Genomic DNA, 11,322 nt, shown 5'->3' with positions numbered 1-11,322 from the left:
GGACGGTGCTGGAGGTTCGAACCAACCGCCTGCCCAATGGCGGAATGGTGCGCACCTTTACCGACATCACCATCCGCAATGCAGCCGAGAACGCGATCAGGGTGAGCGAGGAGCGCCTGCGGCTGGCATTGCAAGCCAGCAGGATGGCGGCCTGGGAACTCGATCTCGAGACGCTGTGGGTCGATCGCTCCGAGAATTCCATGGTGCTGCTGGGGATTTCTTCGGGACCGGCGGCCGATTTCATCGATCGGGTGCATCCCGACGACCGGCAGAGGGTGACGACCTTCTGGCACGCCGTCATGTCGGAGGGCAGTGGCGCGACCGAAGTGCGCTACCTGTCCCCCGACGGCACGCACACATGGCTGTCGCTCAGGGCTGAGCGAAAGGGCGAAAACCGGCTCATCGGACTGACCTTCGACATCGCCGATCGGAAAGCGGCCGAGGAAGCCATCTGGCGAACCGCCAACCACGACCCCCTGACGGGCCTGGCGAACCGGGCGCTGTTCCATGTCCGCCTGAACGAGGCCCTGAAGAATGCGGGGGACTCCGGGGCCGGTGTGGGCCTGCTGCTGCTCGATCTCGACGACTTCAAGGATGTCAACGATACCCTGGGTCACGCGGTCGGAGACCTCCTCCTTCAGGAAGCGGCCCTTCGGCTCAGGAGCTTCGTCGCCGAAGGCGATACCGTGGCACGCCTCGGGGGCGATGAGTTCGCCATTATCCTCGCCGAGATTTCAGCGGGGAGCGACGCCATCGCCCGGGCTGCGGAAATTGTGGAGGCTCTGCGCGCGCCCTTCCAGCACGAGGGGCGGGCGCTCTCCACCACGGTCAGCATCGGGCTGGCGACCTTCCCCGAACATCACCGCGACCCGGTCGAACTGATGAAGGACGCCGATATCGCGCTTTATCGCGCCAAGGAGCAGGGGCGCAGCCAGGCCGTGGTCTATACCAGCGCCGCCCGCGAGACGATGGAACACCGCGTGACCATCGCGCATGACGTTAGGGAAGGGCTCGCGGCGCAGCAATTCGTCCCGTACTACCAGCCGAAAGTGTCGCTGGTGACAGGCCGGATCGTCGGCTTCGAGGCCCTCGCGCGGTGGAACCACCCGACCAAAGGGCTTCTCACTCCCGGTTACTTTGGCTCCATGTTCTCTGAGCAGGCCATTTCGATTGCGCTGGGCGAGCAGATGATCCGCCAGGTTGCCGCCGATGTCCGGTTATGGCTGGACCAGGGTCTCGAATGCGGCCGGGTAGCCGTCAATCTGTCTTCGGCCGACATCTCCGACCCGAAACTCGCCGACAGGATTCTCCGCATCCTGGAAGAGGCGCGCGTCTCCTCGGTGCATTTTGAAGTCGAAGTGACCGAAACGGCGTTCCTTGGGCGCAGGACAGCGACGGCGTCCGCCATCTTGAGCGAATTGCATGAGGCTGGCGTCTCCATCGCTCTGGACGATTTCGGGACGGGGTTTGCCTCGCTCCTGCACCTCAAGCAGTTCCCCGTGGATCACATCAAGATCGACCAGAGTTTCGTGCAGAACCTGATCAGCGACGACAGTGACGCCGCGATTGTCGCCGCCATCGTGAGCCTCGGCCACGCCATGGGAATGCATACGACGGCAGAAGGGGTCGAAAGCGCCGAGCAGGCCGCGCGCCTGCGAGAAACAGGGTGCGATTCCGCTCAAGGCTTTTTGTATGCAAGGCCTCTGCAAGGGGAGAAGGTGCCGAACACCATTCGGAATTGGTCGCCGGCAGGTCGCTCGCCCTCGACCCGCTCCTGACGCTCCGATCCAGGCCGCCAGCCAGCCCGCAACCTTCGCCGGCTCCAGCAGCAACGTTTGATCCGGGGCAGGTCTTGGAGGCAGGGTGCCGGCTTCAGGGGAGGTTCTCCAGCGTTCGTTTTCCACCCCAAACCGACATTTGCACCGTTACACCACACCCCGCGTTGACAACCTCGCCCCCGCCTTCCAGAACCGCAGCCCATCGTAACCGGGGCGGATCATGGCGCAGGACCAGGACATCATCTGCGAGATCCGCGGCGCGGCCGGTGTCGTCATCCTCAACCGGCCGAAGGCGCTGAACGCGCTCAGCCTCGGCATGGTCCGCGAGCTCGCCCGCGCCCTCGACGCCTGGGAGAACGATCCGCAGGTGACGCGCGTCGTCGTCATCAGCACGAGCGAGAAGGCTTTTTCGGCCGGCGGCGACATCCGCTGGCTGCATGATTGCGGCAAGGCCGGCCGCCAGGACGAGATGCTCGCCTTCTGGGGCGAGGAGTACATCCTCAACCATCGCATCAAGACCTATCCCAAGCCCTATGTCGCGCTCATCGACGGCATCGTCATGGGCGGCGGTGTCGGCATCTCGCTGCATGGCAGCCATCGCATCGCCGGCGACCGCTATCTCTTCGCCATGCCCGAGGTCGGCATCGGCTTCTTCCCCGATGTCGGCGCGACCTATGCCTTGCCGCGCCTGCCCGGCGCCTTCGGCAACTTCCTCGCCTTGACCGGCGAGCGCATCGGTGCGGCCGACGCGCTTTCGGTCGGCCTTGCCACCCATAGCGTCGCCAGCGACCGCATGGCCGAGCTCGCCGACGCGCTGACCAGCCGCGCCGCCCTCGACGACATCCTCGCCGGCTTCACCATCGCCCGGCCGCCCGGCCCGTTGCAGGCGGAGGCCGCGACGATCGCGGACGCCTTCGCTGCGGCCTCGCCGCTGGAGGTCGTCGCGCGGCTGAAAGCTCTCGCGACCGGCGGCAGCGCCTTTGCCGGCAAGCTCGCGCAGACCATCGCCGCCAAATCGCCGACCAGCGTCGCCATCGCCCATGAGCAGATGCGCCGCGGCAAGGATCTCGATTTCGCCGAGGCGATGCGCACCGAATTCCGCATCGTCTCGCGCATCGCCCATGGCCATGATTTCTATGAAGGCGTGCGCGCGGTGGTGATCGACAAGGACCAGGCGCCGCACTGGCGGCCGGATACGCTGGAAGCCGTCGAGCCTGCCGCGATCGCGGCCTATTTCGCTCCGCTCGGCGCCGCCGAGCTGAAGCTGGAGGTCTGAGCTTGGGTCTGGGTGGCGACGTCGAGGCCCTGCGCGGCGAACAGGCGGGCGAGGGCGGCACCAAGGATGCGGCCCGCTGGCGGCTCGTGCTGGTCTGGTTCCTGCGGCTGCTCTCGGTGCTCTGGCTCGCCAAGGGGCTGATGGCCTGGATGGTGATCTTCGGCGTTTCGGGCGACGGCCAGCTGCCCTTCGAGAATCGTTTGCTCAGTTTCCAGGCGATCATCGTCTATTTCGCGGTGATCGACCTCGTCGCGGCGGTGGGGCTGTGGCTGACCTCGACCTGGGGCGGGGTGCTCTGGCTGCTCGCGACGCTGAGCCAGCTCCTGCTGAGCTTCTTCTTCCCGCGCTTCGTGCCGATGACGACCTGGATGGTCGGCATCTATATGGCGCTGATCGCGGTCTACTTTCTCGTCACCTGGGCGGCCGAGAACGAGGCGGAGTAGGGCGCTCCGGCCTCCTTGTCGAGCGAGCCCTCATCCTGAGGAGCCGCGCAAGCGGTGTCTCGAAGGATGAGGCTCGGATTTCAGCGCAGATATCGACCCTCCGGCCGACTTCAAGCGATGGGCGCTGACGCCCTGCACCCGCGCAATTGCCGCGAGTCATGGTAAKAAWCGCTTTAGCTTAAGCGTTTCTGGCTTCACTTACGATTCACCCAAAGGGGTAAATCTCCGATTCATCCTGATATTTAAACTCGTTTTCATCCGGGCAGGCTTATGGTGTTTTTCAGAAGCGGACCGGAAGAGAAATTCCGGCTGGCACACAACAGGCGGGTAATACCATGAAAGCGAGCGTGAAGACTTCTGTAGTTGCCAAGGATAGCGCGGCCGATCTCAACGTGAAGCCGCTTTATCTTGAGTCGCTCACCCTGGTGGAGCGGCTGCATCGCCGGCTTCTCGACGTCATCAAGGATGAGTTCGAGCGCCGCGGTCGCGACGACGTCAACAGCGTGCAGGCCCTGCTGCTCTACAATATCGGCGACGCCGAACTCTCCGCCAGCGAGCTGCGCACCCGCGGCTACTATCTCGGCTCGAACGTCTCCTACAACGTCAAGAAGCTGGTCGAGCTCGGCTATCTCCATCACGCCCGGTCGCGCATCGACCGCCGCTCGGTCCGCATCAGCCTGACCGAGAAGGGCGCCGAAGTGCACGACATCGTGAAGGGCGTCTACGACAAGCATGTTCGCACCGTCGAGCAGATCGGCGGCATCGCGGCTGATGACTTCGAGCGCATGAACAACGCGCTGCTGCGGCTGGAGCGCTTCTGGACCGATCAGATCCGCTACAAGCTCTGAAGGCCGTCTTTCCAGGGGTTTCGGGAGATTGCCCACCGGGCGGCTGGCTACCCCAGCCGCCCGGGGTCGTTTCAGCGGCGGTGAGATGCCGGCCGGCAGTCAAGTGTGACTTTACGGCCATGCATGCGGGAAAACATGGCCATGCCCTAAATTCGCCGCTCTCATCACGCCTCTTTAACTGTGATACGACACCGTCGCCGTCATGGGAGCCGATCAGCCGCGCTGCCGCTCCCGCCGGCGGCGTTTTCGTGCCGGCCGCCCGCGTTCGGATGAAGTTGAAGAGGGAAGAGATGTCGCAACTGAGCCTGACACGCCGCGAGACTGTGCTGGCGCTGCTTTCCGGCGCTGCCTCGACCGCAGCGGCTCCTGCTTTCGCCCAGCAGGCCGAATGGCTTCAGAATTACGATGCCGGCCCGCGCAACGCCGTGTTGCGCTCCTCGACGCCGATGCTGTCGCCCGAGTCGCTGCAGGCGACGGAGCAGGCGATCGCTGCCTATCGCGACCTTGCCGCCCGCGGCGGCTGGCAGCCGGTGCAGTTGCCCGATCGCATGGGCCTCGGCGCCAGGGGCCCCGCCGTTGCGGCGCTGCGCCAGCGCCTCTCGATCACCGGCGACCTCCAGCAGAATGCCGGTGAGAGCAACGTCTACGACTCCTATGTCGAAGCGGCGGTGCGCCAGTTCCAGGCCCGGGTCGGCCTTTCCACGACCGGCGCGATCAACCGCGCGACGGTCGTCGCCCTCAACGTTCCGATCGACCGCCGCATCCGCCAGCTCGAGACCAACGTCGTGCGCCTGCGCACCTGGTCCGGCAATCTCGGCGGGCGCTATGTCGTCGCCAACATCCCGGCTGCGATGGTCGAGACGGTCGAGAACGGCCATGTCGCGACGCGCCATGCTGCCGGCGTCGGCAAGATCGACCGCCAGTCGCCGCTGCTCCAGACCAAGATTCCGGAAGTCAATTTCAACCCGACCTGGACGGTTCCCGCCTCGATCATCAAGAAGGACCTCATCCCGAAGATGAGGAAGGAGCCGAACTACCTCGCCGAGAACAAGATCCGCATCATCTCGTCCAGCGGTGGCGAGATCGCGCCTTCGCAGGTCAACTGGAATTCGGACGAGGCGACGCGCTACACCTTCCGGCAGGATCCGGGCGGCGACTTCAACTCGCTCGGCTTCGTGCGCATCAACATTCCCAGCCCCTACGGCGTCTACATGCACGACACGCCGGCCAAGGGCATCTTCGGCGACGATTACCGCTTCGTCTCCTCGGRCTGCATGCGCGTCCAGAACGTGCGCGACTACGTCGCCTGGCTGCTCAAGAACACCCCCGGCTGGGACCGCGCCAAGATCGACGAGACGATCAATTCCGGCCAGCGCGTCAACGCCCGCATCGCCGATCCGGTCTCCTGCTATTGGGTCTATGTCACGGCCTGGGCGACGCCGGATGGCGGCGTGCAGTTCCGCGACGACATCTACAACAAGGACGGCCTCGGCCCGGCGCCGGTCGCCGCGCTGCAGGGCGAGAACGACATCTGATCCTGGGCGCTCCGCCGGATCGCTACGAAGCCCGCCGATCTTCATCGGCGGGCTTTTGCTTGGTTCGCCTGCTTCGATCGTCCGGGCCGCGTGTCGCGGAGACGCGGGAGCACCGGCGGCCACGCCGGACCGAAACACGAGGCGCGCCTATTGCGGGGCAGACTCCGGGCGCACCAGGAGCTTGTCGATGCGGCGGCCGTCGAGGTCGACGATTTCGAAGCGCCAGCCGTCGAAAACGAAGCTTTCCCCGACATCGGGCAGATGCCCGAGCTGGAACAGCGCGAAGCCTGCGACGGTGTGAAAATCGCCGTCGGCGGATTGCGGCCTGATGCCGAGATGGCTCAGGGCCTCGTGCGCCGGCATCATGCCGTCGATCAGCAGCGAGCCGTCCTCCCGCACGGTGACGTCAGGATCCTCGCCTTCCGTGGCGGGCAGGGCGCCGGCGATGGCCTCGAGCAGGTCCGTTTGCGTGACGATGCCCTGGAGGCTGCCATATTCGTCGACGATCGTCGCCAGGCGCAGCGGCGAGCGCTTGAAGAGCTCGAGAATCTTCACCGCGGATGTCGCCTCATGGACGATCACCGGCTCGCGGATCACCGCGATGGGGTCGAGCGGCTGCCCGTCCAGGAACTGGTCGAGAAGATCCTTCTTCAGCACCATGCCGAGCGGCTCGTCGATGCTGCCGCGCCCCACGAGCAGCTGCTCATGCCGGCAGGCGCGGATGATGCGGATCATGTCCTCGCGCGTTTCCTCGGCGTCGATCCACTCGATCTCGTGGCGAGGCGTCATGATGTTGGCGACCCGCAGGTCACCGATGTTCAGCGCCCGGACCAGCACCTCCTGCTGCGCCCTTTCGAAGATGCCGGCTTCCTGGCTGGCCTGAACCAGCAGCTTCAGCTCGTCGGGCGAGTGCAATGCTCCTTCCGCTGCGCCCGGCCGCAGGCCGCAGGCGCGCAGGACGAGGTTGCCGAGCCCGTTGAGCGTCACGATGGCCGGCCGCAGCAGGAACAGGAACAGCCCGAGCGGGCGCACGATCCACAGCGCCGTGCCCTCGCTGCGCTGCAGTGCGAGGCTTTTCGGCGCGAGCTCGCCCAGCACGATGTGCAGGGTCGTGATGATGATGAAGGCGATCGCCACGGCGATGGCATGCGAGCCGAAGGAGATCAGCCCCTCCGGCAGCCACCCCAGCAGCGGAACGATGAGATGCGCCAGCGCGGGTTCGCCGATCCAGCCCAGGGCGAGCGAGGATATGGTGATGCCGAGCTGCGTGGCGGCCAGGTTGGAGTCGAGATTGTCGAGCGCGCGCTGAAGGACGGTCGCATTCATGCGGCCTGCCGCGACCAGCTCCGTCACCCGGCTCTTGCGAACCGCGACGAGCGAGAACTCCGCCGCGACGAAAAAGCCGTTCGCGGCAACGAGGATGAGGACCGACAGGATTCCGAGAACGTCGACCCAACTGCTACTGCCATCGCCCGCAGGCATGATCTCCTCTGGAAGGTTGCGGCGTGTCGCCACGCCGGAGAACAAAAAAGGCGGCATCGCGCTGGATGCCGCCGCATCCGCGCCTGACGCGGATATTTCGCAACTAACATGCCGGGGCCGCGGCTGGCTAGGGCCCGTGCCCGCGGGCGGCGGCGGCGCCTCGGCGAGCGGCGCAATGCCTCGGTGAAGGGGAAACGCTTGGACAGCCCCCCGCCGCATGATAGGGAGCCGGCGATGGAGCCGGATCGTGGCCGGCCGCCGAACTTCAGGAGCCGGATATGAGCGAAGCCGCGCGCGACAAGCACCTCTCGAACTCCTTCTTCGGCGCCTCGCTGCATGATGCCGATCCCGAGATCGCCCGCGCGATCGATCTGGAGCTCGGTCGCCAGCGCGACGAGATCGAGCTGATCGCCTCCGAGAACATCGTCTCCCGCGCCGTGCTCGAGGCGCAGGGCTCGGTGATGACCAACAAATATGCCGAGGGCTATCCCGGCCGGCGCTACTATGGCGGCTGCCAGTTCGTCGACATCGCCGAGAAGCTCGCCATCGAGCGCGTCTGCCGGCTGTTTGGCTGCAGCTTCGCCAATGTCCAGCCGAACTCGGGCTCGCAGGCCAACCAGGGCGTCTTCATGGCCCTGATGCAGCCCGGCGACACCTTCATGGGCCTCGATCTCGCCGCCGGCGGGCACCTGACCCATGGCGCGCCGGTCAACCAGTCCGGCAAATGGTTCAACGTCGTCTCCTACGGCGTCTGCGTCGTCGACCAACTGATCGACTATGACGCGCTGGAGCGCCTCGCCGTCGAGCACAAGCCGAAGGTCATCGTCGCCGGCGGCTCGGCCTATGCCCGCCACTGGGACTTCGCCCGCTTCCGCGAGATCGCCGACAAGGTCGGCGCCTATTTCATGGTCGACATCGCCCATTTCGCCGGTCTCGTCGCCGGTGGCGCGCATCCTTCGCCGTTCCCGCACGCCCATGTCGTCACCACCACGACGCACAAGACGCTGCGCGGCCCGCGCGGCGGCATGATCCTGACCAATGACGAGGCGCTGGCGAAGAAGATCAACTCGGCGATCTTCCCGGGCATCCAGGGCGGCCCGCTGATGCATGTCATCGCGGCCAAGGCGGTGTCCTTCCTCGAGGCGCTGCAGCCCGAGTTCAAGACCTATGCCCATGCCGTCGTCGCCAACGCCAAGGCGCTGGCCGAGACGCTGAAGGCGAAGGGCTTCGACCTCGTCACCGGCGGCACCGACAACCACCTGATGCTGGTCGATCTGCGCTCGAAGAAGCTGACCGGCAAGGCGGCGGAAGCGGCGCTCGGCCGCGCCCACATCACCTGCAACAAGAACGGCATCCCCTTCGACCCGGAGAAGCCGATGACGACCTCCGGCATCCGTCTGGGCACGCCGGCGGCGACCTCGCGCGGCTTCGGCATCGCCGAGTTCAAGCAGGTCGGTGAACTGATCGCCGAGGTGCTGGACGGTCTCGCCGCCAATGGCGAGGACGGCAACGCCGCCGTCGAGCAGGCCGTGACCGCCAAGGTCAAGGCGCTCACCGCGCGCTTCCCGATCTATTGAGGATGGTCTCGAAGGGGCTCTGAGAAAGGCTGGCGAACCGGAATGCGCTGTCCCTATTGCGGCTCCCTCGACACGCAGGTGAAGGACTCCCGTCCCACCGACGATCATGCCTCGATCCGCCGCCGCCGGGTCTGTCCCGATTGCGGCGGCCGCTTCACCACCTTCGAGCGCGTGCAGTTGCGCGAGCTCACCGTGGTCAAGCGCTCGGGCCGGCGCGCGCCTTTCGACCGCGACAAGCTGGAGACCTCGATCGCGCATGCGCTGCGCAAGCGCCCGGTCGCGCCCGAGCGTATCGAGCGCATGGTCAACGGCATCGTGCGCCAGCTCGAAAGCTCGGGCGAGGCGGAGATCCCCAGCTCGACCATCGGCGAACTGGTCATGGAGGGGCTGAAAGGCCTCGACGACGTCGCCTATGTCCGCTTCGCYTCGGTCTACAAGAACTTCCGCGAGGCCAAGGACTTCGAGGAGCTGCTCGGCCAGCTCGGCACCATCGAGGAGGAGGCCGCTTCCGCCCCGCCGCCCCGCGCTGATGACTGACCGAGACGCGGTCGACCGCGTCTTCATGGCGCAGGCGCTGGCTTATGGCGCGCGCAATCTCGGTGCGACCTGGCCGAACCCTTCGGTCGGCGCCATCGTCACGCGCGATACGCCGGACGGGCCCATAGTGGTGGCGCGCGGGCTGACGCAAGCCGGCGGGCGCCCGCATGGCGAGGCCCTGGCCTTCGCGCGGGCGGGCGCCGCATCGATGGGCGGCACGCTTTATGTCACGCTCGAACCCTGCTCGCATCGTTCGCTGCGCGGCGGCATTCCTTGCGTCGAGCACACGATTCTCTCCGGCGTGAGGCGTGTCGTCTCGGCCATGACGGACCCGAATCCCTTCATCGCCGGTCTCGGCCATGCATTGCTGCGCACGGCCGGCATCGAGGTCGTCACCGAGGTGTTGCGGGAGGAGGCAGAGCGCGCCCATCGCGGCCATGTCCTGCGGGTGACGCAAGGCCGGCCGATGGTGACCTTCAAGATTGCCCGCACGGCCGATGGCTATGCCGGCGGGGCAGGGGGCAAGCCGATCGCCGTCTCCAGTCCGGCGGCCGGGGCCTGGGTGCATCTGCAGCGGGCGCATCACGACGCGATTATGCTCGGTATCGGCTCGGTGCTCTCGGACGATCCGCAACTGACGGTGCGCCTGCCTGGCATGGCGGAGCGCTCGCCCGTGCGGGTCATCCTCGACACCCATTTGCGGCTGCCGCTGACGGCGAGGCTCGTTCGCACCGCCCGCGAGGTTCCGGTCTGGGTGATCGCGGCCGAGACTGCGCCGGTCGAGCCGGAAACCGCGCTGGTCGCGGCCGGCGTCGAGGTCATGCGCGTTTCGGCTGCGCCGGACGGTCATCTCGACCTTGGCGAGGCGCTGAAGCTGCTCGGCACGCGCGGCATCACCCGCGTGTTCTCGGAAGGGGGCCCGCGCATCGGCGAGAAGCTGGCGCTGGCCGGCCTCGCCGACGAGGTCATCGTCTCGACCTCCCCGAAAATGCTGGGTCAGCCCGGCATTGTTGCCGTGCGTCCGGGACTTGCCGGGCTGCTGGCCGACCCCGATCTTTACCGCCTCGCCGAAACCGAATGGATCGGCGGCGATCGTTTCGAGCAATTCGTGAGGAGAGGCTGATGTTCACCGGCATCGTCACCGCCATCGGCGAGGTCGTCGAATCCGAGCGCAAGGGGCCGAACCTCAAGCGCCTCGCCATCGCCTGCCCCTATGAGGCGGACGGTATCGCCATCGGCGCCTCGATCGCCTGCGCCGGTGTCTGCCTCACTGTCACGGCGCTCCGGCCGCGCACGGATGGCGAGCCCGGCTGCATCTTCCAGGTCGAGGCRGCGGCCGAGACGCTGGCCAAGACGCTGGTCGGCGAATGGGAACCCGGCACGCTGGTCAATCTCGAGCGCTCGCTCAAGGTCGGCGACGAGCTCGGCGGCCATCTCGTCGTCGGCCATGTCGACGGTGTCGGCCGCGTCCTGAAGATCGACGCGATCGAAGCCGATCCCGACGAGCCCTGGGGCGCGACCGCCCGCTTCCACATCCGGGCGCCGCAGGGCCTGGCGCGCTTCATCGCGACCAAGGGCTCGATCTGCCTCGACGGCACCTCGCTCACCATCAACACGGTCGAGGACGACGTCTTCACCGTATTGCTGATCCCGCATTCCTTCGCCGTCACCACCTGGGGGCAACGCAAGGAGGGTGATGCCGTCCATGTCGAGGTCGATCTGATGGCGCGCTATGCCGCGCGGCTTGCGGAGGCGCGCCCGCAGGGGTAAGAGCCTGCGCTCAATTCGAGAATTCGAGCCCTCATCCTGAGGAGCCGCGAAGCGGCGTCTCGAAGGATGTTCCAGT

The 11,322-nt window shown here is 66.5% G+C and carries 10 protein-coding genes; 9 read left to right on the top strand and 1 reads right to left on the bottom strand.

Features of this window, described 5'->3' with window-relative positions:
* The 5 genes from AB4Y99_RS18060 to AB4Y99_RS18040 form a co-directional block, all read left to right on the top strand.
* Positions 1-1,778: putative bifunctional diguanylate cyclase/phosphodiesterase (locus AB4Y99_RS18060; protein WP_441524284.1), on the top strand; the 1,778-nt coding region annotated here is incomplete at its 5' end.
* A gap of 220 nt (positions 1,779-1,998) precedes the next feature.
* Positions 1,999-3,054, top strand: a complete 1,056-nt coding sequence (locus AB4Y99_RS18055) for an enoyl-CoA hydratase/isomerase family protein (protein WP_133565642.1) — start codon at positions 1,999-2,001, stop codon at positions 3,052-3,054.
* 2 nt (positions 3,055-3,056) lie between these two features.
* Entirely contained in the window at positions 3,057-3,497 is a 441-nt protein-coding gene (locus AB4Y99_RS18050; protein ID WP_051988506.1) for a DUF6163 family protein, read from the top strand.
* Positions 3,498-3,832: 335 nt separating this feature from the next.
* Positions 3,833-4,345, top strand: coding sequence for a transcriptional regulator LdtR (gene ldtR, locus AB4Y99_RS18045; protein WP_038368311.1), 513 nt, complete (start codon positions 3,833-3,835; stop codon positions 4,343-4,345).
* Positions 4,346-4,635: 290 nt separating this feature from the next.
* Positions 4,636-5,880, top strand: coding sequence for a L,D-transpeptidase family protein (locus AB4Y99_RS18040; protein WP_441524283.1), 1,245 nt, complete (start codon positions 4,636-4,638; stop codon positions 5,878-5,880).
* A gap of 147 nt (positions 5,881-6,027) precedes the next feature.
* Here AB4Y99_RS18040 and AB4Y99_RS18035 read toward each other — a convergent pair whose 3' ends face one another.
* The gene (locus tag AB4Y99_RS18035) at positions 6,028-7,362 is read right to left on the bottom strand and encodes a hemolysin family protein (protein ID WP_038368843.1); all 1,335 of its coding nucleotides are present in this window, start codon (positions 7,360-7,362) and stop codon (positions 6,028-6,030) included.
* Positions 7,363-7,640: 278 nt separating this feature from the next.
* Between AB4Y99_RS18035 and glyA the strand changes: the two genes are divergently transcribed.
* From glyA to AB4Y99_RS18015, 4 genes are read left to right on the top strand one after another with little or no spacing between them, the layout of a single operon-like run.
* Positions 7,641-8,939 (top strand): serine hydroxymethyltransferase, encoded by a 1,299-nt coding sequence (gene glyA / locus AB4Y99_RS18030; RefSeq protein ID WP_441524282.1) that lies wholly within the window; start codon positions 7,641-7,643, stop codon positions 8,937-8,939.
* A 42-nt stretch (positions 8,940-8,981) separates the two neighbouring features.
* Positions 8,982-9,476 carry a transcriptional regulator NrdR gene (gene nrdR / locus AB4Y99_RS18025; protein WP_038368308.1) on the top strand — a complete coding sequence of 165 codons (495 nt, stop codon included), beginning with the start codon at positions 8,982-8,984 and terminating at the stop codon, positions 9,474-9,476.
* On the top strand, positions 9,469-10,599 hold the full coding sequence (gene ribD, locus AB4Y99_RS18020; protein WP_441524281.1) for a bifunctional diaminohydroxyphosphoribosylaminopyrimidine deaminase/5-amino-6-(5-phosphoribosylamino)uracil reductase RibD: 1,131 nt from the start codon (positions 9,469-9,471) through the stop codon (positions 10,597-10,599). Before nrdR ends, ribD begins: the two co-directional genes overlap by 8 nt.
* Positions 10,599-11,246, top strand: a complete 648-nt coding sequence (locus AB4Y99_RS18015; protein ID WP_441524280.1) for a riboflavin synthase — start codon at positions 10,599-10,601, stop codon at positions 11,244-11,246. Before ribD ends, AB4Y99_RS18015 begins: the two co-directional genes overlap by 1 nt.
* Positions 11,247-11,322: the final 76 nt, after the last annotated feature.

The sequence above is a fragment of the Allobosea sp. TAB14 genome, assembly GCF_052113865.1.
In the GTDB taxonomy this organism is placed as follows: domain Bacteria; phylum Pseudomonadota; class Alphaproteobacteria; order Rhizobiales; family Beijerinckiaceae; genus Allobosea; species Allobosea spartocytisi.
This window is presented reverse-complemented; position numbering and strand designations above follow the sequence as displayed.

Excerpts from the sequence above, each read along its gene's own strand:
- AB4Y99_RS18055 (WP_133565642.1), top strand. The coding sequence starts at position 1,999 with ATGGCGCAGGACCAGGACATCATCTGCGAGATCCGCGGCGCGGCCGGT.
- ldtR (WP_038368311.1), top strand. The coding sequence starts at position 3,833 with ATGAAAGCGAGCGTGAAGACTTCTGTAGTTGCCAAGGATAGCGCGGCC.
- AB4Y99_RS18035 (WP_038368843.1), bottom strand. The coding sequence starts at position 7,362 with ATGCCTGCGGGCGATGGCAGTAGCAGTTGGGTCGACGTTCTCGGAATC.
- glyA (WP_441524282.1), top strand. The coding sequence starts at position 7,641 with ATGAGCGAAGCCGCGCGCGACAAGCACCTCTCGAACTCCTTCTTCGGC.
- ribD (WP_441524281.1), top strand. The coding sequence starts at position 9,469 with ATGACTGACCGAGACGCGGTCGACCGCGTCTTCATGGCGCAGGCGCTG.